Source organism: Butyricicoccus sp. OF27-2pH9A (assembly GCF_027693185.1).
GTDB lineage: Bacteria > Bacillota > Clostridia > Oscillospirales > Butyricicoccaceae > Agathobaculum > Agathobaculum butyriciproducens.
This window is the reverse complement of record NZ_JAQEXK010000006.1, coordinates 114,506-137,391: the sequence shown is the minus strand read 5'-3', so window position 1 is coordinate 137,391 and position 22,886 is coordinate 114,506. Positions and strand designations below refer to the sequence as shown.

22 protein-coding genes are annotated in these 22,886 nt (G+C 50.7%); 8 read left to right on the top strand and 14 right to left on the bottom strand.

Features of this window, described 5'->3' with window-relative positions:
* The first annotated feature begins 305 nt into the window (after nucleotides 1–305).
* Both PG722_RS06855 and PG722_RS06850 read left to right on the top strand, forming a co-directional pair.
* A complete protein-coding gene (locus PG722_RS06855; protein WP_270580059.1) occupies nucleotides 306–488 on the top strand; it encodes a helix-turn-helix domain-containing protein in 183 nt (60 codons plus the stop codon).
* 147 nt (nucleotides 489–635) lie between these two features.
* The gene (locus PG722_RS06850) at nucleotides 636–1,190 is read left to right on the top strand and encodes a recombinase family protein (RefSeq protein WP_270580058.1); all 555 of its coding nucleotides are present in this window, start codon (nucleotides 636–638) and stop codon (nucleotides 1,188–1,190) included.
* Between the two features lie 37 nt (nucleotides 1,191–1,227).
* Here PG722_RS06850 and PG722_RS06845 read toward each other — a convergent pair whose 3' ends face one another.
* Complete coding sequence (locus PG722_RS06845; protein ID WP_270580057.1) at nucleotides 1,228–2,190, bottom strand: DUF2971 domain-containing protein; 963 nt, start codon at nucleotides 2,188–2,190, stop codon at nucleotides 1,228–1,230.
* 14 nt (nucleotides 2,191–2,204) lie between these two features.
* Nucleotides 2,205–2,543, bottom strand: coding sequence for a helix-turn-helix domain-containing protein (locus tag PG722_RS06840; RefSeq protein WP_270580056.1), 339 nt, complete (start codon nucleotides 2,541–2,543; stop codon nucleotides 2,205–2,207).
* Nucleotides 2,544–2,732: 189 nt separating this feature from the next.
* Here PG722_RS06840 and PG722_RS06835 point away from each other — a divergent pair, with 189 nt between their 5' ends.
* Both PG722_RS06835 and PG722_RS06830 read left to right on the top strand, forming a co-directional pair.
* Nucleotides 2,733–3,587, top strand: a complete 855-nt coding sequence (locus PG722_RS06835; RefSeq protein ID WP_270580055.1) for a hypothetical protein — start codon at nucleotides 2,733–2,735, stop codon at nucleotides 3,585–3,587.
* Nucleotides 3,588–3,610: 23 nt separating this feature from the next.
* A complete protein-coding gene (locus PG722_RS06830; RefSeq protein ID WP_270580054.1) occupies nucleotides 3,611–5,089 on the top strand; it encodes a hypothetical protein in 1,479 nt (492 codons plus the stop codon).
* Between the two features lie 436 nt (nucleotides 5,090–5,525).
* Here PG722_RS06830 and PG722_RS06825 read toward each other — a convergent pair whose 3' ends face one another.
* The 5 genes from PG722_RS06825 to PG722_RS06805 form a co-directional block, all read right to left on the bottom strand.
* A complete protein-coding gene (locus tag PG722_RS06825) occupies nucleotides 5,526–6,560 on the bottom strand; it encodes a substrate-binding domain-containing protein (protein ID WP_270580053.1) in 1,035 nt (344 codons plus the stop codon).
* A gap of 57 nt (nucleotides 6,561–6,617) precedes the next feature.
* Nucleotides 6,618–7,604 (bottom strand): ABC transporter permease, encoded by a 987-nt coding sequence (locus PG722_RS06820; RefSeq protein ID WP_270384619.1) that lies wholly within the window; start codon nucleotides 7,602–7,604, stop codon nucleotides 6,618–6,620.
* Nucleotides 7,601–9,076, bottom strand: coding sequence for a sugar ABC transporter ATP-binding protein (locus PG722_RS06815; RefSeq protein ID WP_270384618.1), 1,476 nt, complete (start codon nucleotides 9,074–9,076; stop codon nucleotides 7,601–7,603). Before PG722_RS06815 ends, PG722_RS06820 begins: the two co-directional genes overlap by 4 nt.
* A gap of 52 nt (nucleotides 9,077–9,128) precedes the next feature.
* Nucleotides 9,129–10,874, bottom strand: a complete 1,746-nt coding sequence (locus PG722_RS06810) for a PHB depolymerase family esterase (RefSeq protein ID WP_270580051.1) — start codon at nucleotides 10,872–10,874, stop codon at nucleotides 9,129–9,131.
* A 217-nt stretch (nucleotides 10,875–11,091) separates the two neighbouring features.
* Nucleotides 11,092–12,249 carry an MBL fold metallo-hydrolase gene (locus tag PG722_RS06805; protein WP_270580050.1) on the bottom strand — a complete coding sequence of 386 codons (1,158 nt, stop codon included), beginning with the start codon at nucleotides 12,247–12,249 and terminating at the stop codon, nucleotides 11,092–11,094.
* 223 nt (nucleotides 12,250–12,472) lie between these two features.
* On the opposite strand from PG722_RS06805, the gene PG722_RS06800 reads away from it, so the two are divergent.
* Genes PG722_RS06800 through PG722_RS06790 form a run of 3 tightly spaced genes read left to right on the top strand, consistent with a single transcriptional unit; the run spans nucleotide 12,473 to nucleotide 16,514 of the window.
* A complete protein-coding gene (locus tag PG722_RS06800; protein WP_270580049.1) occupies nucleotides 12,473–14,086 on the top strand; it encodes a response regulator in 1,614 nt (537 codons plus the stop codon).
* 13 nt (nucleotides 14,087–14,099) lie between these two features.
* Nucleotides 14,100–15,104, top strand: a complete 1,005-nt coding sequence (locus tag PG722_RS06795) for a sensor histidine kinase (protein WP_270580048.1) — start codon at nucleotides 14,100–14,102, stop codon at nucleotides 15,102–15,104.
* A 3-nt stretch (nucleotides 15,105–15,107) separates the two neighbouring features.
* A complete protein-coding gene (locus tag PG722_RS06790; protein WP_270580047.1) occupies nucleotides 15,108–16,514 on the top strand; it encodes an ATP-binding cassette domain-containing protein in 1,407 nt (468 codons plus the stop codon).
* A gap of 387 nt (nucleotides 16,515–16,901) precedes the next feature.
* Here PG722_RS06790 and PG722_RS06785 read toward each other — a convergent pair whose 3' ends face one another.
* The 6 genes from PG722_RS06785 to PG722_RS06760 form a co-directional block, all read right to left on the bottom strand.
* Nucleotides 16,902–17,120: a hypothetical protein gene (locus tag PG722_RS06785; protein ID WP_270580046.1), complete on the bottom strand. Its 219-nt coding sequence runs from the start codon at nucleotides 17,118–17,120 to the stop codon at nucleotides 16,902–16,904.
* 192 nt (nucleotides 17,121–17,312) lie between these two features.
* The gene (locus tag PG722_RS06780) at nucleotides 17,313–17,975 is read right to left on the bottom strand and encodes a response regulator transcription factor (protein WP_158575291.1); all 663 of its coding nucleotides are present in this window, start codon (nucleotides 17,973–17,975) and stop codon (nucleotides 17,313–17,315) included.
* Between the two features lie 188 nt (nucleotides 17,976–18,163).
* The gene (locus PG722_RS06775; protein WP_270384610.1) at nucleotides 18,164–19,228 is read right to left on the bottom strand and encodes an aminopeptidase P family protein; all 1,065 of its coding nucleotides are present in this window, start codon (nucleotides 19,226–19,228) and stop codon (nucleotides 18,164–18,166) included.
* Nucleotides 19,229–19,247: 19 nt separating this feature from the next.
* Nucleotides 19,248–19,682 carry a type II 3-dehydroquinate dehydratase gene (gene aroQ, locus PG722_RS06770; protein ID WP_270339622.1) on the bottom strand — a complete coding sequence of 145 codons (435 nt, stop codon included), beginning with the start codon at nucleotides 19,680–19,682 and terminating at the stop codon, nucleotides 19,248–19,250.
* Between the two features lie 61 nt (nucleotides 19,683–19,743).
* A complete protein-coding gene (locus PG722_RS06765; RefSeq protein WP_270580045.1) occupies nucleotides 19,744–20,604 on the bottom strand; it encodes a TIM barrel protein in 861 nt (286 codons plus the stop codon).
* The gene (locus PG722_RS06760) at nucleotides 20,597–21,109 is read right to left on the bottom strand and encodes a YqeG family HAD IIIA-type phosphatase (RefSeq protein WP_119214866.1); all 513 of its coding nucleotides are present in this window, start codon (nucleotides 21,107–21,109) and stop codon (nucleotides 20,597–20,599) included. The genes PG722_RS06765 and PG722_RS06760 overlap by 8 nt, the downstream gene beginning before the upstream one ends.
* A 174-nt stretch (nucleotides 21,110–21,283) precedes the next feature.
* On the opposite strand from PG722_RS06760, the gene PG722_RS06755 reads away from it, so the two are divergent.
* On the top strand, nucleotides 21,284–22,057 hold the full coding sequence (locus tag PG722_RS06755; protein ID WP_270384608.1) for a hypothetical protein: 774 nt from the start codon (nucleotides 21,284–21,286) through the stop codon (nucleotides 22,055–22,057).
* A gap of 195 nt (nucleotides 22,058–22,252) precedes the next feature.
* Here PG722_RS06755 and ybaK read toward each other — a convergent pair whose 3' ends face one another.
* Nucleotides 22,253–22,732, bottom strand: coding sequence for a Cys-tRNA(Pro) deacylase (gene ybaK / locus PG722_RS06750; RefSeq protein WP_188886622.1), 480 nt, complete (start codon nucleotides 22,730–22,732; stop codon nucleotides 22,253–22,255).
* Between the last annotated feature and the right edge of the window lie 154 nt (nucleotides 22,733–22,886).

Here is a 22,886-nt window from a genome sequence, read left to right as displayed (position 1 = left end):
GCATTTGGCGTTTCGGCTGATGAGATACAGGCTTTACTCGACTACGGCTGCTCGGAGGAGGAGATTGAGGAAATGCTCTACGATCCGACCCTGCTCCACGAAATGACCGGTGAGCTGCTCTACGCATATTAAGAAAGGTGGTGACCCAATGAAGGTAATCAAGAACACATTGCTGTTCGGCATTAAGGTTGTCGCGGCGGTGGCGGCAGCAATCCATGTGCTGCGCGACAAAGATGTGTCCAAATAACAAATCAGCCTTTTCTGTGCAAAACAGTACAATAAACTGCATAGAAAGGCTGATAAGCATGAATCCGGACCAATATCCCGATGTTTTGACACTGCATGAGTGTCAGCAGATTTTGCAGGTCAGCCGCGGCACCATGCTGCGGCTTCTGCATGAAAACGAAATTCCGGCGTTCCGCGTCGGGAATCGCTGGCGTATTCAGCGCAAAGCAATGCTCGAATTCATCGAGCGTGACGAATACTGAAAACAACCGTAACGAACAGTTCAGTTTGGGTATACCTATACGGAACGCTTGGAAATCGTCCCGGTTAAGTCGGTTTTGGAGTTTTGGAACGTCCCGAAATTTCAACCGACTTAAACAGGAAATTCTTTTTTGACAGGAGAACGTACTATGAAAATTGGTTATGTGCGTGTCAGCACAGAAGAACAAAATACCGCAAGACAGGAAATTATGCTCCGCGAACTCGGTGTCGATGAACTGTTCATCGACAAGGCCAGCGGCAAGAACGCTGACCGTCCCGAACTGCGTCGTATGATGGAATATGTGAGGCGCGGTGATACGGTTATTGTCGAGTCCATCAGCCGCTTTGCCCGCAACACTCGTGATCTACTCGATCTGGTAGAGCGTCTGACCGAAAAGCAAGTCGAGTTTGTCAGCCGCAAAGAAGCGATCGACACCACTACGCCGACCGGCAAATTTATGCTGACCGTATTTGCAGCGGTCGCAGAGCTGGAACGAGAGTATATCTTACAGCGCCAGCGAGAGGGTATTGCTATCGCTAAAGCGCAAGGTAAGTATCGCGGCAAAGCCGCGAAGGACTATCCCGATTTTGAGCGCGTTGTCGCCCGATGGCGCAGCGGTGAGATTACCGCTGTACAGGCGATGAATCTGCTTGGCATGAGTAAAACGCGGTTTTACGCAAGGGCTAAGCTACTGGATAAGTAACCGAAAAGCCGTATGCTTTATCAGCATACGGCTTTTCTTAACGATAACTCAATTTCGAAGTACAAACATTTATATCATCTACTACAAACTGATTACGTTTTCCATCGTCCAACGCTTTCTCATGATAGCCACATGCAGCTAGGAATAGATAAATATCCTCTTCTTGCACCAGTGATTTAGGCCCAATAATAATCTCACTTATTAGTTCATCTTTAATAGGTGCAAATGATAATTCGTAATAACCCTGCAACTGATCTCTTGCTATTCGATATCTCAAATCAGACAATTTAAAATCATGTGTTTGTTCTTCAAAATATTTTTGTCGTTCACGATCCAAATAAACATCTGCACATTTCTGTACTTGTATACGGAGATAATCTGTTACATATGAAGACGTACTAAAAATCAAACGTTCTTCTGCTTCTTCATAAAACGAAGTTTTTTTAAATGTGGATGATGTTGTGAATAGTCGGTGCAGTAATTCATCCTGATCTGTATTACACATGCGCTCACCGTATTTAATAGAATCATCTATAATACCTTTAAGCTCCTCCAGATAGCTTTCAGCACAATTTTCGATGCCTTTCTCCGTATAATCAACAGATTTAAAGAGAAGCACTGGCCACTCCGGTTTATTGAGTTGCATAAAAAAGTGTTTTCTGAATCCGATACATAACCCTGTTCCATCAGAAGCATAGCCGCGCCACTGATTTAAATCATCACGCTTACGTGAAAAGCATGTTGTATATGTATGCCGAACCGAGTGGCCTAGGAAATTGATAAACCGATCAAATAATTTACGCTGTTCCGGCGGATAGGTCTCTCTTAGATTCTGCTCTACGGCCAATTCCTTAATGCGCTCTGGTAATGCCATACATTCTTTACTATCGTTACTTTTTTGTACATCGCAAAGCCATAAGCTCTTATTAGCAATAATATTTTTAAACGTTTCAAGACTGCAGTAATGGTAAACAATCTCATTATTTTCTGAACTACTCAAATATATTTCTCCTACTAATACTCTTTATGATTCATAGCACTAATAACAGTTTTCAGTACGGATTCCAGATAAGGAAGCTGACTCGGCGTTACACTCTCTATCATCGGAGCAAGCGCCTTGAACACCCAAAGTTTATCTTTTTTCTCCTGATTTCCAAACAAAATATAGTCGGTGGACAGGCTGAGCGTAGTTGCGATACGGCACAGTGTTGGAACGGACATACCCTTGGTACCCAATTCAATATCTGCACAAAACTTGGGCGTAATATCTAGTTTTTCGGCAAACTGCTCGCGTGTCAGTCCCAAATATTCGCGTTGCTTGCGGATGCGTCCGCCGATAGCTACCCAGTCCATGCTGCTCCTCCGTTGACTCTTTTCGTTTAGTGTACCCCGGATAGTTACAGCAAAGAATAAACTTTTAGGGTGGAAATATTATAACTTTCAGTGTATAATGCAGATATACAGATTTCGACAATCGCAATCGTAATTGTCAAATTTATCATTTTTAGGGCTTAACGATTATTTAGAATGGAGCAGACCACTATGGGAAAGCGAGAAAAGAAAATTGCAGTCATTCAGGAATATCTGCCGCGTTGCAATTCCGTATACCCGTGCTATGTATACGGACGTATTCCAACGGAATTGATTAACAACGCATGTATGACTTATGCTGGAAATGTCAGGAAAGAAGATGTTTTTGGCTTAATTGATGAAACCGTATTTAGCAGCGGTAAAAAAGGTTTTTTGTTCGCTGAAGATGGTTTCTACCATAGCGATGATAATTCTATTTGCAGATATGATGAAGGAATCAACTATCGTTCTCTTCCTTCGTCCTATAATCTGGCGGCATTTAACGAGCTGCTGACTGAGCTGTATCAGATTGAAACTGCACCTACCGGATGGGATATTGCAGGCGGACTTCTTGATCTGGCATCGAGTTTTCTGGATGGCCTCAACGAAGAGCAGGATACCAGCAATGAATCGAATCAATCCGCCCAACAGCTGTCTGCAGAATCTGAGCCGCTGGCTTTATCTGATGGTAATGAAGCACTGGATATTGACGATGCACAAGAATATATCAAAGAGGTTTTACTGCAGGTCAACGATGTGCTAGAATATGATGAGGATGAACTCGATTCCTTTGTAGAAGAAGCGCAGTCTTTGATCGAACTGCTGGAAGAATCAGATGGCGAAATCGAACAAGAAATTGACGAACTATTGGCCGATGGCGAGAACCCCACACAGTTGCAGAAAGCCTCTGCAAAATGCTTACAGGGACTAGAGCTTTACCTGCCCGATTTAGAGGAAGATCCAGATAATTTTGAAACCTGTCAGCGTATCGTTAGAAAGTATCTGCAGACGATCAAGCAGGTGAGAACTCGTTTGAAGCAGCTTTAACAACACCAAGGAGGTTGGGAGCGGTGGACTCCGAAAAAAATAAAAGGGTATCCTCCCAAAGAAAACTGAAACATTCGCAAACTGCCGGAACGGTGTACAGTAATGTAAGCTCCGGCGCTACTGCATATGGCGAGGAAAAGTTTCACGCTGTACGCGGACATGGCTTTGCAGCCGAGCGTGCCAATACGCTGTATGACCGATACACTGGACACGATGCGCGTATCCTTGGTGATGACAACGCGAAGAATGGTGCCGATCGTCTGGTAGACGGTGTGGAAATCCAGTCGAAATATTGTAAAACCGGCGGTAAGTGCATTTCTGAATGCTTCGAAAATGGTCAATTCCGATACATAGGTTCAGACGGAAAACCGATGCAAATCGAAGTTCCCAGCGACAAATATGAATCGGCTATACAGGCCATGCAGGAACGTATTCGCCGCGGCGAAGTCCCGGGAGTATCTGATCCTAATGAAGCACAGCAGATCGTGCGTAAGGGACACTTTACCTACGAACAGGCAAAAAATATCGCAAAAGCCGGAACAGTAGAGTCACTGACCTATGATGCAGCAAACGGTATGATTATTGCATCCTCGGCCTTTGGCGTAACGGCGGTACTTACTTTTGCTACTTCGGTTTGGAACGGTGATACGCCTGAAATCGCTCTAAAAAATGCAGCGTACAGCGGTTTGAAGGTCGGCGGCATTTCATTTGTAACCGCTATTTTCGCCGGACAGCTCTCTAAAGCCGGATTAAACAGTTTACTGGTAGGAAGCAGCGAAGCGGTTGTCCGTGTGATGGGTCCGAAAACCTCTGCTCTGCTTGTAAATGCTTTTCGCCAAGGCAAGAACATCTATGGTGCAGCAGCAATGAAGAGCGCCTCCAAATTACTGCGCGGCAACATCATTACCGGCTCGGCCTCGATTGTTATTCTATCTGCAGGTGATGTAGTGAATATCTTCCGCGGCCGTATTTCCGGAAAACAGCTATTCAAGAATGTGACCAATACCGCATCCTCTGTTGCTGGAGGCACTGCTGGCTGGGTCGGCGGTGCCGCCGCAGGCGCTGCAATCGGTTCAGCAGTTCCGATCATCGGTACCGCTGTCGGCGGTGTGATCGGTGGGCTGGCCGGAGCCTTTGGCGGCGGCGCGCTGGCAGGCAAAGCATCCTCGGTGGTGATGGATCATTTTATCGAAGATGATGCCGAGCAAATGTGCCATATAATCGAGCGGGAACTTTTGGCGCTGACTGAGGAACATCTTGTCACGCAAAACGAGCTAAAGACCATTGTCGAACGACTAGGCAGTAGCTTAACAGCTAAAACGCTCAAAGATATGTACGCCAGCAACGATCGACAGACTTTCGCCAGGAAATTGCTGCTACCGCTGTTTAAGACCGTGGAGAAAGAACGGAAACCGATTCATATTCCCAACGCAAAGTATTGGCAGAAAAGCATGGAACTGGTGCTAGAGCAATTAAATCGTGAAACACCCGTGCATGTTTAACTAAGTCTACATGATTTTGGGGCAATTATATAATATCTTTATCTTTCTGCTTTCTATCCTCCAAATGTCAGCCACAGACCTCATAAAATACAAAAGCAAATCCCCCATTTTTACCGTCCATTAACCGTCCGAATGCTTTTTTCACCATTGGATTTCCCCAATTTCTAGCGTCCCAAAAGGCAGAAACCGACCCAAACGGGACGGTTTTACACGATATTTTGCCTATCGGAACAGTTTCATAAGCGCTATGAATTTGAAAAAGCTAGCGATATGGAAAATGGAAGGATTATTTCCGTTTCTTGCTTTTGACTTGTTCTAAATATGATAGAAACCCAATTGTAGCTTAATGCGCAACCGGGTTTCTCGACAAACTGAGACGCGGCACATGGTGCCGCGTCTCTTCGCATGAGGCTTTATATAAAGAAGAGGAGACTGCTTACTTTGCTGCCAGCGCATCAGAGGTATACTCATCCGCGTTATCGGCATTCAGGGTAGTCATCGGAACGTTTACGAAGTTCTTGGTCGGTGCGCCGTCCAGGAACTCGAGTTCGTTCGTGGTGCCGTCTACCATGTGACGCATCATATCGAGTGCAGTGGTTGCTTCCAGATCCGGATCCTGATACAGATCGCAGTATTCAGTGCCTTCCTTGATCCAGTCGCTGCTCGAGGCGGAGATACCGCCGAGGATAAAGTTGGTGTTGTTCAGGCCGAGAGCCTTCATACTTTCTACGATGCCCTGCGTCTGCATCGAGCTCTGCGTTGCTACGCCGTCAAAGCCGCCGACACCATACTTCTGGATCCAGTCTTCGAAAATACTCTGTGCGAGAGTAGCCTCGTTGCGCTCTACATAGTTGACCTCGAGAATTTCAACGTCCGGGCGGTTTGCCGCGAACCAGTCCTGCAGGCCCTTCAGGCGGCCTGCGGCGTTGTCCTGACCATACGGCAGGCAGATAACACAGATTTTTGCGCCATCCTTCAAGCCGGGGGACATAGCTTCCGCCAGCTGAGCACCGATTGCTTCCTCCGAGCTGCCCGCGTAGCAGAAATCAAGATCCTTGCTGGAATCCGAAATCTGCGGTACGATGTTGACAAAGCCAACCTTAACATCCTTCTGCTGGAACTGCATCAGCATATCCGGCACGGAGAACAGCGGCTGACAGAGAATAGCGTCAATGTTCTTCTGGGCCAGTGCTTCAGTGGCTTCAATATAGCCGGTAACGTCCATCATGCCGTTCGGGCTGGCGTTCAGTGCCTCAACCTCAAAGCCATATTCCGGACCGTGTTCAACGATGGCATCGTTCAGACGCTTGCAGTAATCATCGCTCCATGCAGCGGAGATATAGCCGAGCTTGTTCAGCGCCTGCTCACCGTCTGCGGAGTCACCGCCGGAGGAGCTGCCACCTCGTCCGCATGCTGCCAGGGAGAGTGCTACGCTTGCTGCTAATAATGTCGCCAGTAATCTCTTTTTCATTCTTTTTCCTCCGTTCTCTTTCTCATGGTTCTATCATAAAATCCGTATACAAGCGATTTAACGCTTTTTCGTGGATTTCATAATCGCATTGCGAGTGAAGATATCGAGCAGTACCGCGATCAGAATAACGATACCCTTTACAACCTGCTGCCAGAATGCGTTGACACTGCACAGGTTCATAACATTGTTGATAATACCTACAACATAAATACCTACGATGGACATAGCCACGTTGCCGATGCCGCCTGCCATGCTGGTGCCGCCGAGTACGCTGCCGATGATGGCCTCAAACTCGAAGTTTACGCCGCCTGCCGGCAGACCACTGTTGGTACGGCCTGCATACAGGATGCCGGCAAAGGCACACATCAGACCCATGATAATGTAGTTAACAAACACTTGACGCTTTACGTTGATACCGGATGCGCTTGCCGCTTCCGGGTTACCGCCGATGGCGTACAGATAGCGGCCGTGCGAAGTGCGGGTCATAACGAACAGCATGATTGCGGTTGCAACCAGTACAACGATCAGCAGCATTGGGAATCCACCGACATTGCCCTGACCGAGGAAGATAATCGAACTGCTGACACCATAAACAGGAGCACCGCCTGCTACCAGATAGGCAAGACCGCGAACCGTCATCTGGGTGGCTAGTGTAACGATAAAGGGCATCAGGCCGATGTAACTTGCAAAGTAACCGTTGATCGCGCCGATGATCATACCGCAGAGGATAGCAGCAATAACGGCCATCAGCGTGCTGCCGGTCTGTGCGTAGATAACCGCAACAATAACGCTGCAGAATGCTACGTTGGAGCCAGCGGAAAGGTCAACACCGCCGCCAATTAGCAGTCGGGTCATGCCGAGTGCAATGATTGCGTAAACGCCGACATTTCGCGCTACGCTCATCAGGTTGGAGCCGGTAAGGAATTCCGGCGAAAGGATGGTGCCGATGATCAGGCAGAGGATCAGAATCAGTACAACACCGAATTTACTGTATAGTTCCGCAACAGATGCGCCTTTGAACAATCCTTCTTTTTTCTTATTCATTTTTGAACCTCCGATGCCAGAGTCATGATCTTTTCCTGCGTAATGCCGTCTTCTTTATGCAGGCAGCCGTTGATCTGTCCCTCACACATGACCATCACGCGGTCGGACAGGTTGATGACTTCCTCCATTTCGGACGAAACAAGAATTACGCCTACCCCTTGCTTTGCCAGATCAATAATGATGTTGTAAATCTCCCATTTTGCACCGATATCGATACCTCGGGTCGGTTCATCGAGGATGAGCACTTTGGGATCCATCAGCAGCCACTTGCACAGGATCAGCTTCTGCTGATTGCCGCCGGACAGGAAGTTAGCCATCGTGGACAGTGAACTGGTCTTAACCGACAGACGCTTGGAAGCAGAATCTGCGATTTCGTGCTCTTTCTTTACATCCAGGATACCGCCCTTGGAACGACGGTACAGCGACGGCAGCATGATGTTCTCCTCTACCGAGCGGCAGAGCACCAGACCGTCGTCCTTACGGCTTTCGGTCGCCATTACAATATCGTGCTTAATGGCATCGCGTACACAGCGGATTTTGATTTGCTGACCTTCTAAGTATATCTCGCCGGACTCACATGGATCAAGTCCGAAAATCGAACGCATGGTCTCGGTACGGCCGGCGCCAACGATACCAGCGAAGCCGAGGATTTCGCCCTTGTGCAGCTGGAAGGAGATGTCCTTTACCTTGGCACCGTTATTGAGGTTTTTGACCTCCAGCAGAACATCGCCGTAGCCGATGTCCTTGGGCGGGAACAGGTTGGTCATTTCGCGGCCTACCATCATCTTAATCAGCTCGGAACGGCTGAGTTCACCAATCGGCTTGGCGCCGATATACTGACCATCACGGAGGACGGTAACTTCATCTGCGATGGTGTATACCTCATCCAGCTTGTGCGTGATGATAATAATGGTGATGTTTTCACGCTTGAGAGCACGGATGAAGTCGTACAGCATCTCGATCTCGTTCTGAGAGATGGAGGAAGTCGGTTCGTCCATGATAACAAGCTGTGCGTTAAACGAGATAGCCTTGATGATTTCGATCATCTGAATATCTGCAGTTTTGAGCATCTTGATCTTGGTGCGAGGATTGTAATTGAGTCCCCAGCGGTCAAAGATCTTCTGGCAAGAATCGTACATGGTTTTCCAGTCGATCGCACCCGCTCTGGTTTTCGGATAGCGGCCGACGAATACGTTTTCCGCAATGGAAAGTTCCTTGATCGGGCTGAGTTCCTGATAGATCATCGAGATGCCCGCGTTTACCGCTTCCTTTACTGATTTGAAGTGGACTTCCTGTCCGTTAAACAGGATCGTACCGCTGTCAGGAGGCTGTTGACCGAACAGGATTTTCATCAGTGTAGATTTGCCTGCGCCGTTTTCTCCCATTAGTGCGTGGACAGTACCCTTTTCCACTTTCAGGTTCACGCCGTCGAGGGCTTTCACACCCGGGAACGATTTCGTGATGTCCCGCATTTCCAGTATCGTGCTAATAGGAATCCCTCCATTCTTTTTTCTCTAATAACGATTAGTCTGTGTAAATGATCGTGCCGTCGGCTTTTCTGCGGAAGTGACAGAAAAACGTATCCCAATACAGTTGGGCAAATTCCGGCGTGTAGGTGTGCGGCGTATCCGTGATGCCGGTGAATTTTACCAACGGAACGCGTTCCGCGTTCACAAAGGTGCGGGTATGATACTTGCCGTTTTCACGGTCAATGCCACCTGTGCGATCGAGATCGTTCAGTTCACACATCATATCGAGAAAACGGTCGTTGATCGAGCCGCAATCCAACTTATCCTGATCGCCGATATCCTCGGCCCCCATCATCAGCCATACCGGACGGATGATGCCATCCTTGCGGATAGTACGATCAACAGCAGTACCGTCCAATCCCATATGATAAGGTGCGCCCTGTGGTCCGAAGGCTGCAAATGCAAGCGGTCGTTCCTCCATCAGCCGCTGCGTCAGCAGAGAGCCATTGGAGTGACCGGAAACGTAAACACGTTCAGAGTCAACCGGATAGGAGTTTTTAACACTGCTCAATACATAGTCAATGTATTTCACATCATCGGTTTGCGCATGGATATTCAGCGCATTCCACGAAGGAAGCGGCACGGTGTGTCCGCCGCTGATGCCGTTATCGGGAAAAGCGGAAACATAAACCAGAAGAAAACCACGCCGTTCGGCTAACTCGTGCCAACTGCTGTTTTCTGCAAACAGTTCGCCGGTGCAGCTGTATCCATGAATGGCCAGTACCAACGGCAGCAGCTTGCCGGTACGGAGTGCCGTAGGTTCGTATACGAACCATTCGCGCTGTCTGTTGTCTATCTCGGCGGTGAAGCGGTGAAGTCTCATGTCCTGCCATGTTCGAGCGGGTCGGAAATCGCCGTTGCCGATGCTCAACCACCGTTTGAAGCGGAGCACAAATTCTGCCATGCGGCGGTATTTTTCATCTGCTTCGGGATTCCATCGACCGGGTTCGGTGTGCCAGATTTCCACCATCGGCAGACCGTTCGGCTGGTCAAAATACTGCTTGAGATTTTGACGATAGATATATGCCGCATCGTTGTAAAGCTGTTCGTCGCTGACATCGGCTGCACGTTTCAGGCTGTCCAACAGAGGAGTAGCTTTGCCAATCAGCCAGGCCGGCATCGCCACATCCAGTTTGGACTTGTTTGCTTCTCGGTCAGAGCGGATGCTGCGGAGCTGTGCCATTAAATCCGGATGCAGGTCGTAGTCTCCATCCAGAGCGACAGCTGCAATCAATGCCGAGTTGAGCATGGCATATGCTGCTGCAACGTAAGCGCCGTTTCCGAAACCCATGCAGTAGTAAGTGGCTTCGTTCATGCTGAAATACACGCGGGCAATGGATTTTTTGAAAACCGCTTCGCTATAACTGATTTCGCTTTGAACATCTTTTTTATCCCAGCCACCGGAACGGGATTCAAGTACGATCAATGCGGCATTGGTCTGCTCGGCAACCGGCTTCCAGCCGCTGTTTTCCAGATAGTCTTCGGCAGATACGTTGTCATCCGGATACAGGAAGATGCCTGCGCCCGAAATTGGATAATGCTGAGGAATATACAGAAGGAACGAACGTGCTATGCCATCTATCTCGACTTCTTGCCGGATGCTTCCGGTAAAGAAGGGCTTAGTCGGATTCTGTGAGTCAACTGCCGGATAGGAAATTGGCTCCTTATTGTCAAGAAACATATTCAGATCACCAAGGGTATATACGTTGCCGTCGATATCCAGACAATATTCACGTTTCATCGTCTTCCCTCCCGTATTTCTTTTTGATGATATAAGCATACCGGTTTCTTACCAATTTTCCAATGCGGGTATTTTTTGATTTATGGGGGTGTTTTTTCGGAGTTGGCGGAGAGACGTAAAAATCACCCCATATTTGTTCACACTAAGAAGAACCGCCGACCGGAGGACCGATCGGCGGCAGAGAAGAGAGATGAGTCGAAAGATGCGGAGAATGATTTCAAAGTATGGTTTTGATCTTTGGATCAAAACCGGGTGCATAACGCGGCGGATCCTGTTGTGTGTCGACATCGTACAGGAATTGCAGATTAGCTGCGGCCCAAATCGGGTCATGCCGCCAGTCACCCTCTACGGCAATAGAGCCGGAGCCGAATGACTCGGCTGCGCTGCGCAGAGAGGGAGAAAGACAGGCTGCACCGTTATCCACAGCGTTGTGCATAGCTTTGCGCAAGGTGGACAAATATTGTTGGGCGTCCATCATTTCTGCGTTGTGGCCAGTGAAAATGCGTTTGCATTTATTGCCTGCGGCATCAAGAAAAGTCTCCAGAGAGCGCAGACAGCTTTCCAGTGAGTATCCGCTCAGTTGGAGCCATGCACTGTCCGGAATTTCACGGCGGTTGCTGCCAAACGAATCGGATGCAAACAGATCACCTGTGTTTTCATCTAAAACAACAACGCTGCCGGGGGTATGTCCGGGCGTAGCATAGATTTGCAGTACGGTGCCGCCGAGATCAAAGCGCATGCCGCCTTTCAAATCCTCAATATGGGTAAAGTCCAATCCGCAGTCCAATTGCTTCATAGATTTGTCAGCATAGGGAGCATAGACCTTACATCCGTATTCAATAAATTTTTCAGCTTGTGCAATATGGTCGGGATGACCATGTGCGATGAGCAGATCGACAGGAAGACCGCCGGTAAGTGCGTGACATAGCGCCGGAAGATCACCGTCATAGTCCCAGCCGGCGTCAATCAGTGCAGCGCGTTTTTGACCTATGATGAGATACATGCGGTCGAGATCGAAATCCTCAATACGGATGAGACCGGCAACCGTATCCGACGGTTCGCGCAGCAGAGAATGGCGGAATACGCCTTTGGGGCGGCAGGCAAAACGGTAGGTAAACGCAACAGTATCGCTCGGCTGCAGACCATCTGCCTGCGCAAAAGCGCGGATGGTGACGGATTCCACTCCGTCGGTATGTTTGACCGGAATCAGACCTGCTTCTCGGTGATAGACCGGACTGTTCGATGTCGGCTCGGTGCCGTCTGTTGTGTAGCGAATCACGGCATGCGGTGCCGCGCAGGAAAGATTAACATGAAGTGTGGACAGTTCGTAAGTACCTTCCGCCGGAAAAACGGACGGGATAGCGGTTTTTCCCATAACACAAAACTCCTTTGCCGTGTTGTAGGAGAGAAAATATCGGTGCCGGTTCTCTCACTGTAACCAGTATAGCAGACTGGCAGGCAGACAGAACAGGTCGTTTTTTAGATTCACAGGGGGTATCTTTTGAACCTGCCGTAAAAATTTGAATCATGAGAAGTTTTATGGTACTTTATTATTAGAAGAAGAGAACACCCGAGCAAAGAGAGGATGGGGAATAGCCGTGTTGAGAATTATCATTGCGGATGATGAATTTGATATTGTTGAGTTATGCCGTGCGCTGATCACCTATCCCGGTGCAAAGATAGTCGGTGAAGCGTGCAATGGCATAGATCTGTTGAAAAAGATAAGAGAACTCAATCCGGATGTTGTCATTACGGATATTTGTATGCCGGGCATGACCGGACTGGAACTGATCGAACGCGCCAAACAGGAATTTCCGACCGTAAACTTTATTGTGATGAGCGGCTATACCGAGTTCCAGTACGCGCAGACAGCACTGCGTTTCGGCGTATGGGATTACCTGCTCAAGCCGCTCAAAAAAGCCGAACTGAACCGAGCGCTCGAAAAGTTGGATCATGAACTGGGCGATCGGGCCGAGCAGCGGCAGGAGGCAGCCCGTGTACAGAATGAGCTGCAGGAGAGTATGGACATCCTGCGGGAGCAATATGTGCGTACTGTATGGGAGACCGGACATACGCCGACACGTTCCCAACGGCATGGCGGTGAGTTGTTTGTGCTGGATAACACAAAACTGCAGTGTGTGACCTTCTGCATTGACAGCAATTTTACTGCATCGTCCGATGAGGCCGGTTCACTGGTCAATCAGGTGAGCGATACGCTCGAGCACATTCGGGCGCTTGCACAGGAGCACAGCACTCTGCTATCGGCGTTTTCTGATCATCTTGATGCCGTATGCCTGCTGTCCTATTCCGCAGAGCAGGCTGAATCCGAAAGCGAGACGCTGCTCCGTGCTATCAGACAGGAGATTCGCAGCCTGAACAGCGTCAATCATCTGATCCATTTGACCGGTGCAGCAAGTAAGCTGTTGGACGGCGATACTGAAAATATTCCGACTGCGGTAGAGCAGGCGAAAACAGCGCTCAAGTGGCGTCTAGAAAAGCGGCAAAGCTCGGTACTGGTGTTCAATGAACAGACCGATGCTGCATTGCGGGAAATCGTCATGTTTTATACCGGCGAGTGGGAAAACTTGCTGAGTGATGCGGTGGAGCACATGAATACGGACAGCGCCGCTGCCCTCATTCGTCGGGTATGGAGCAAGTGGGAAAGCGAGAATATCGTACCAGGCAGCCGCTATTTTCTGCTGGAGCAGATGCTGTCCTGCCTCAATAATGCGGCAGAACAGCTGCCTCGTGATGAGCAGGCCCGGGCACCTCGGCTGCTGGAGCCGTTTGACGTACTGTGCAGCGGTTATTCCTGCGAAGAACTTGCAACACGTTTTGTAGAGCTGACAGCGCAGATGCTTGAGAACTGCCGTCAGTTTGTGCAAAATCGGGAGAATAATGTGATTCGACAGGCAAAAAACTTTGTGACACAGCATTATGCAGAGAGCATCTCTCTGGCGCAGGTAGCAAAGCATGTGTGCCTGAGCACATCGTATTTCAGCACGCTGTTCAAGACCGAGACCGGTGTTGGATTTGTCGAGTATTTGCAGCATATCCGCATTGAACAGGCGAAGAAGCTACTGAAGACCTCAAAGATGCGCATTGCAGATATTGCTGAGAAAGTAGGCTACCGCGATATCAAGTTTTTCAACAAGATTTTTGTAAAGGAAACTACGGTTACTCCGTCTGAGTACCGTAAATTCTATTCGTAAGGCTGGAAGCACCATGAAGTATTGGAAAGAGATTCGCAATCAACGAAGTGTATGGCTATTTGCGGGCGGCTTTGTGCTGTTGCTGGGTGTCATGACAGGAATGCTGTGCACGCTCGGCAGACGTGGCATTATACCAATATGCGGTATCACGACAGCTCTGCTGGCGATGACCATCAGCTATACAGCGGAACTGCGGTGTAATATTGGCAGACGACGTGCGTTGGAAAATATGCTGGCAGACGGCGATCCGGATTATTTTGAACCGGAGGAAAAAGACCGTCTGCTACACATGGATGATCAGGAAATGCTTGAGCAGGTGTTTGACAAGCTGCATGAGGTATCTATTTCACGAGCGCTGAAGACCGAAGCCGAGTTGCACGCGCTGCAAAACCAAATTAATCCGCATTTCCTGTATAACACACTGGAAATCATCCGCAGTCGCGCTATGCGGCGAGGTAGCGAGGATGTAGCGGAGATGGCCGAAGCACTTGGCATGCTGTTCCGCTACTGCATTAACAGCCCGGGCGAACTGGCTACGCTGGCACAGGAATTGGACAATGTACATCACTATTTGCTCATTCAGCGGTATCGCTATGGTGATCGCTTCACCTATGAGGAGCATATCGAGAATGAAGACGTAATGGACAGCAGTCTGCCGGTTATGACCCTACAGCCGCTGGTGGAAAATGCACTGTCACATGGTATTAACCGCCGAGTAGATGGCGGTAAGATCACCATGCGTGTGGAAAGTATAGGAAGTCGTCTGCAGATTTCAGTGGAGGATAACGGTGTCGGTATTGCGGAAGATGAGCTACGTCGTGTGCGCAAAAGTTTGCGGGAACGCAGCGGCCCGATTGAACGCAGAGCAGACAGTTCTCGGTCAACAGGTATTGCGCTGCGCAATGTCAATCGCCGTATCCAGTTTTATTTTGGCATACAGTACGGTGTGGATGTGGCCAGCACGCAAGATATCGGTACAACAGTTATCGTAACACTGCCACAGATGAGGGGAAATTAAACCATGAAACAGGAGATTCTTTATCTGGAGCAGATTGTTACCGCACAGCCGTCTGGACAGAATCTGGAGTATGTTTCCCTGTCCCTTCGGGCGGGTGAAATACTGGGTGTTACGGGTATCAGCGAAAGCGGTGCTTCTGTGCTGGCGGATGTGCTGTGCGGCAAGTTATGCCCGGCTTCGGGCACAATCTATCTGGATGGTGTTCCGGTCAGTTACCGTTCGGAGAACGAAGCCCGCAAGCTGGGAATTTACGAGATAACTCATCAGGCTTCCGTAGTGAATGGTATGACAGCGGCGGAAAATCTGGCAGTATTGCGCGGATTTTCGTGGAAAAATCTATTTTTACACCGAAAGAATATAGATGAAATGTCCAAACAAGTGTTTGAACACTATGGAATTGGCTGTGTGCCGCATGACCGCGGCAGCAGTATAACAAACGAGCAGCGGCTGGAAATCTCGATCTGCCGTGCACTGTTGTGCGGCGCAAAGGTGCTGGTCTGTCGGGAGGCTGGTGAGGGTCTGGATGGGGACGAACTGATACGTTTTGCCGCCTTTCTGCATCAGCTGCGGGATGAAGGCGTATCGGTCATTGTATTTAATTCCAGTGTATTTAAGGTGCTGCAATATGCGGACCGTATCGCGGTGATGCGCGGCGGCATGATATGCTGGGAACGTCCACGGAAGGATATGACTGCTTATGGTATTCATCAGCGCCTACGTATTTCACCAACGGGGATGTCTCCGAAGGAAAGGACCGTGCCGCGTCTGTATCTCTCGCTGCAGGAAATCAGTCTGATAGATAATGATATAGCGCCGTTTTCTGTGGATTTATACACTGGACGAGCCTCAGGGGTGCTGTGCTGCGGTTTAAATGGCAGGGGTATCATATACCGTATGTTTTCCGGGCAGGGGCAGACGAAAGGTATTGCCATGCAGGACGGCCGGATGTACCATTTAGCTGATTGGCGGCAGCGACATGCAGGTGAGATTTGCTGTATGGGACCGCGCTTTTGGGAGAAGGACGTGTTTGAGAATCTGACAGCGGCAGAGAATATCGTATTCCGGTCGATGAATCGTTTTCGTGAACGCGGTAATGTGATCAATCGTCGAATGCTGCGGCTGGCACTGCGTGATTTTGCAGCAGAGATGGGCTTTGATCCGGAAGGGTTGGACGTATATCCGCGTCACCTGTCCAGTCGTATGCGGGATAAACTTGTGCTGCTGCGTGTCATGTTTGCACCGGTTGGTCTGCTGGTATTGGACTATCCCTTTTATACCATTGATGAGCAGATTAAAGCAGAATTGCTGCACTGTATTGCGGTACTTCGCGCACGAGGAACCGCCGTGCTGTGGAGCTCCAATGACCGCTCAGTGCTGCAGGATAACTGTGAAAGTGTTACGGTGTTGTGAATAAAGCATGCCTTATATAAAATGAACTGCAGATAGCGTATAATTAAGTTCGCAAAAGCAATCACCTATTTTTACCGTCCATTAACCGTCCGAACGCTTTAGACATCATTGGATTTTTCCCAATTCCTAGCGTCCCGAAAGGCAGAAACCGACCAAAACGGGACGGTTTTACACGATATTTTGCCTATCGGAACAGTTTCATAAGCGCTACGAACCAAAAGGTCGGGGGTTCGAATCCCTTCTGGCGTACCAGATCAACCGGTTATTTCGTTTGAAATAACCGGTTTTTCTTATTTTCTGATACATTTAAGGCAACGCCGCAATACCATGACCGGTATGGCAGATGATTTTGAACACTGTAATTTATCCAAATAAATCGTTTCTTCTTTATAAGCCTAAAAAAAGAGATGGCAGAAGCATTTTTGCTTCCATCATCTCTTTTTCTTTATGTAACTTCTCGTATATCGTGTTGTGCTTGACACCTGCACGTTCTTTGACACCAATCACATCTTCGGCGTACTCACCGAAGATTTTGCGGTTGTCGATCTCGTAACCCTGTCGATTTTTTCTATATTCTTCATATGTACCTTGACTACGGATCCACATTTCAATGCCTGTACCAAATATCTCAGCAGAAACATCCCATCCTCCATCCGAAGACGGTTTGACCTCAGCCGTTCCCCTTTTCGGAGCTGTCGCCGGTCTTTGATCTGCACCAGATCAGGAAGTAAGGGAACGGCAGAAGTTCAAAAAGGAAAGAAAAATAAAAGGACGTACCATAAAAGTACGTCCCTTCCCTTATTCTGCTTCCTGCAGATAATATCCGATGCCTCGCTCGGAGATCAGCTCGGCCTTCGAGCCGACCGCACGCAGCTTGCGGCGCACAAGTGTCAAATAAACCTCGATGTTATTGTAGGTCGCGTCCCTGCCTGCTCCCCAGACCTTCTGGTGCAGCATTTCACGCGGCAGCACCTGTCCCGGTTCCCGCAGGAACATCTCTACAAGCTGCAGCTCCTTGCCGGACAGACGGACTTCGCCGTCATTGCTCGACAGCACACAACGGCCGCGGTCGAGCGTCAGATCGCCGGCGGTCAGGATTTCACTCTGCATCATTCTCGGCCGACGTGCCAGTGCATTGACATGCGCCAGAATCTCATCGCTCTGGCACGGACGCATGAGTACATTGTCCGCACCCGCATTCAGAATACGGATACGCGCCCGCGCGGTCGTGTGACCTGCCATGACGAGCAACGGTGTCATATCACCACTTTCTCGCAGAGAGCGCACCGCATCAATGGTCTTCTCATCCAGCTTAGTGGCATTGTACACGATTACATCATATATATTCTCCGAAATATCAAGCGTGTCGCTCTCCGGCTGCTGATCATACAGAATATGTTCATGCTTGAAAGTGGCGAACAGGCGCTCGTCCTGCTCTGCATTGATTAACAAAATACGCATGAGAACATCTCCTCCTATCGGTGTAACCATTGTGCCGAACTTGTGTGGATTTTTTGTGTATAGCTTATGGATAAATTGTTAAATTGATTCTTTCTCATCAAGCCGCCGTCAAGCGATGCTGCAACCGTTTTTCAACATTCACGGAATATAAAAAGGGAGAAAACAGCGTTTTCTCCCTTTTTCGCAATTTACAGAACAATAAGCTGCTTGGACGCATCGGTCAGATCAATGCAGCCGTCCTCAATGACGTACAGCATATCCTCAATACGCACGCCGAACCTGCCCGGCAAATAAATGCCCGGCTCTGCGGTGACGATACTGCCTGCCGGCAGCGGTGCTTCTCCGCGCGGAGAGGCAACCGGAGCCTCGTGGATCTCCAGTCCTACACCATGGCCAAAGCCGTGGCCGAAGGCATCACCGTAGCCTGCCGCCTCGATAATCTTACGGCCTGCCGCATCGACGTCCCGACCGGTCACACCGGCCTTGCAGGCGGCAATGCCTGCAAGCTGTGCGTTCAGCACCGTGTCGTACACCGTCCGCATCTCGTCGGTGACATGGCCGACCGCGACCGTGCGCGTCATATCCGAGCAGTAGCCGTCATAAATACAGCCGAAGTCCATCGTCACGAAATCGCCCGCTTGGATGGTCTTTTCACCAGGTACGCCATGCGGCTTGGAGCTGTTCGCGCCCGAAACGACGATCGGGTCAAACGACATGTTCTCCGCACCGTAGTGCAGCATGAGGTAGGTCAGCCGTGCCGCGATCTCCTTCTCGGTCACGCCGATCTTGATGTCGTTCAGCACCTCCTCAAGCGCCTGCTCGGCGATTCGCTGTGCCGCAACGATCTTCTCAACCTCGTCCTCTTCCTTGCACATGCGCAGCTGCTCCACACCATCCTCGAGACGGACAGCTGTCGCGTGCAGCGCCGTGCCCCAGGACATGAACTCCGCATAGGTAAGCGTTTTGTCCTCGAGAGCGACCTTTTTCGCGCCGTCCTCGTCGAGCAGCGCATTGATAAGCGCAGAATAGCTCTGGCCCGCCTTGATCTCGCGCACTTCAAAATCCTTGATGGCCGCGTGTGCCGCTTCGACATAACGGAAATCCGTGAAGAATACCGCCTGTTTAGCCGACAGGTACACCGCGCCTGCCGTCGAATGAAAGCCCGTGGCGTAGCGGCGGCTGATCTCGCTGGTCAGCACCAGCGCGTCATACGGCTGCTCGAGCAGCATGGCGCGCAGTTCGTTTCTTTTCATGGTAATCGCCTCTTAAATATTAGCCGATGATGGATTTTACCGCATCCACGGCGAGCAGATAGCTGTGCTTGCCGAAGCCTGCAATGACGCCCGCACACACCGGTCCGATGACCGACTTGTGGCGGAATTCCTCGCGCGCATGCACATTGGACATATGTACCTCCACGCAGGGCAGGCGCACAGCCGCAATCGCATCGCGGATGGCGTAGCTGTAGTGCGTGTACGCACCGGCGTTCATGATGATCGCATCGCAGTCCTCACGAGCCGCGTGAATGCGGTCGATCAGCGCACCCTCGGAGTTGGACTGAAACACCGCGCAATCCATCCCCAGCCGTTCGCACTTCTGTACAACCTCCGCATTGATGGATGCCAGTGTGTTCGAACCATAAATGCCCGGTTCGCGCTGACCGGTCAGGTTCAGGTTAGGACCGTGGATCAGTAATACCTTTTTCATACGTTTATACCCCTTTGCATAGTTCTACAAAGCGTCTCTGTAGGGCAAATGTCCTACTTTTTTACTTTTCTGCCTGAGCCATAAAGCACTGCTTCATGGCGAGTGCGTCCTCCGCCTGCGTTCCGGCGGATTCGCAGATAAACGTCGGTGCGTAGCCGCGTGCGGCGGTTTCCTCCGCGACCGGCGTGAAATCCGGACCGTATACCGTATCCGCGAACGTCAAATGGCGCACCTCGCCCTTATCGTTATACTCGATATGAGAAAAGTGGGCGTGCAGCTTGGCGGTACGCTCGTGACCGATGGTATTTTCCATCAGGTCGAACAGCGCTTTCACTTCCTCACGGGTGTTCATGTGCCCGCCCGTGCGGCAGTTGAGATGACCGAAGTCGATGCACGGCAGCAGGCGGTCATCGGCAGCCACCAGCTCGCAGACCTCCTCGGCGGTGCCGAGCACGCTCTTTTTGCCCATGGTTTCCAGACAGACCGTGCAGCCGGTCAGGTGGGCCTCATCCAGCGCACGCAGGATGTTTTTTACGTTTTCGTGCGAGTTGCGCATAGCGCGGTCACGGGTCAGCTTGCCCTGACCGCCGCAGTGCACGACCATGCGCGTTGCGCCAAGCGGCACGGCCAGCCGCGCGGTCTCCAGCACATAGCCGACGTTTTTCTCCATGCGCTCGCTCTCCTCGGACGAGAGATTGATGAAATACGGCGCATGAATGCTCATCTGAATGCCGTGCTGCTCAGCTGCCGCACCGATTTTGAGTGCGGTCTCCTCGCCGCAGCGTACGCCGCGTCCGCACTGATACTCAAACGCGGTCAGTCCCATCTGTGCGAGCCATGCAGGCGCATCCTCGCTTTTCTTGAAGCCTGCGGCGGCAAACGACTCCGAGTTGCCCGCAGGACCGAATTTCGGCTCAGCCATGATGTGCTCTCGCCTCCATTCTGCGCCGTCCGCGCACGATAAAACCGCGCTCAAGCTGATAGCGCACATTGATCCAGAAGAACCGACGGTCGAGCGTTTCGACATAGCAGGTCAGCGCGCCCGCGCGGTTGCCGCCGAACACGTCGGTGAAAATCTGGTCGCCGATGACGGCAATCTCGCGCATGGACAGGCCAAGCCGGTTTGCCGCCTTGCGGAAGCCGCGCGAAAACGGCTTTCCGGCATGGCTGATATAGCCCACACCGAGCGGCTCGCAGAACTTCCCTACCCGCTCGGGATGGTTGTTGGAGAACACCAGCACAGCAATGCCGGCATCCTTCAGCCGATCGACAAAGAGGTGCAGCGTATCGGGCGGCAAAGCAGCCTTGTGGGACGCCATTGTGCCGTCCAGATCGACCAGCACGCCGCGTACGCCGTGGGCAGTCAGCACCTCCGGCGTAATATCGTAAATCGAATCAAATACATAATCGGGAATCAGTTTGCTCATTCATACACTCCTGTTAATACCCGTATTCTAATTTAGCGTAATGCTACATATAGTGTAATGGAATTTATTCAAAAAGTCCAGAAAAGAAGCTGTTGCAAAACTACAGTTTTGCCGACAGGAGGAACGGACCGCGGGCCGTTCCAACGTATTTCTATCATCAAGGAGTTGACGATTATGGTCTACACGAAAAATCTTATTCTGGTATGCACCGGACGCGACACAACGAAAGCCGCTTCGCTCGGCATGCCGGTTTTGCAGCTTTGCCTTGGTATTTCACCGTCCGGAGCGCTGCAGCGGCTCAAGGTGTCCGCGGTGCAGCGGCACTGCCTGCTCGGCGTGACCGACCCGCCGCAGGCTATCAACTTCTGCAGCGCAGAGCGCATTGCCGCCGATCTGGTTTTCGAAGCGCGGCGTACGGAAGCGCCCGGCGTGTTCGCGGATTTTGAACACGACACGCCGCTGAACCGCCGTCTGCTGGCCGCATTCGACGAAGCACTGTACGATGCGGATATTCCGCTGTATGTGCCGCTCGAGTGCGGACGCACGCTGTCGCACGCGATACTCACGGTCTCCACCGCGATTTCGGGCGGCAGTCTGACCGAGTACATTTCCTCCCTGCAGGGCATTTACGGCGCGGCGCGGATTGCCGCGTTTCTGCAGCCGGTTTCGCAGGATTTCACCCTGCCGTCACCCACGCCGAACGGCGTTTCGCTCAGTGCCGCAGCAAGAGCCGCGCTGCTCGCGCAGACCGGTGCACAGCCGTTCTTTTCGCGCGAGCTGTGCGCGAAATACTTCACCTACATGAATGCAGACGGACAGGCACACTTTGTCCTGTACGACGATGACTCCACGCTGGCGGCCAAGCTGGCACAGCTGGCAGGCTGCGGCGTGCAGAATGTGTTCGCGCTGTTTCCGGATGCGGCAGGGCTGCTGAAGCCGCAGGCGTAAGGCAACACTGCACAATTAAGACTGCGGCGCTTTGCGGAAATTTTGTGCCCTGACTTTATAGCGGTCCCTTGCGCAGGCTCCGGTCGCGCTGCCGCTGATTCTACGGTAATACATCAAGTATTACCGCAAAACCGCGCCTCGTCAGTGCACAAAATCCACTCACAAATCGCTCTTGTTTAATCATGCAGTATTGCCTTAATCCGTCGTAATATGCGCGGTCGTGGCGCGTACCAGCTTGATGAGATCCGCCGGTGCACATTCGATCTGGAAACCGATCTTGCCCGCAGAGACCATCACGGTCGGGACATTGTTCACGCTCTCGTCAAACACGGTCGGGAACGCCTTTTTCATGCCGACCGGTGAGCAGCCGCCGCGTACATAGCCGGTAAGGCCCAACAGTTCCTTGACATGCACCATCTCGACCGACTTTTCGCCTGCCGCCTTGGCTGCTTTTTTCAGGTCAAGCTCCTTTGCGACCGGAATAACGAATACATGAAAGCCGCCCGATTTGCCTCGTGCGACCAGCGTCTTGAATACCTGATCGGGGTTCTGGCCGAGCAGTTCCGCAACCGAAACACCGTCTACTGCGTCCTTGCCGTGCGGGTATTCGTGCGGCTTATAGGTGATCTTGTGCTGCTCGAGCACACGCATTACATTTGTTTTATCCGAAGCCATATTGTTCGCTCCTATCTGCAATTTATACAAATATTATAGACTTCACTTGTGCGATATGCAAGGGAATATCGGAATTGAAAATTGAGAATGAAGAATGGAAAATTATTGCGGCGGTTGAATCAATACGTCGTTTGTAAATTCATTTGCACACGCA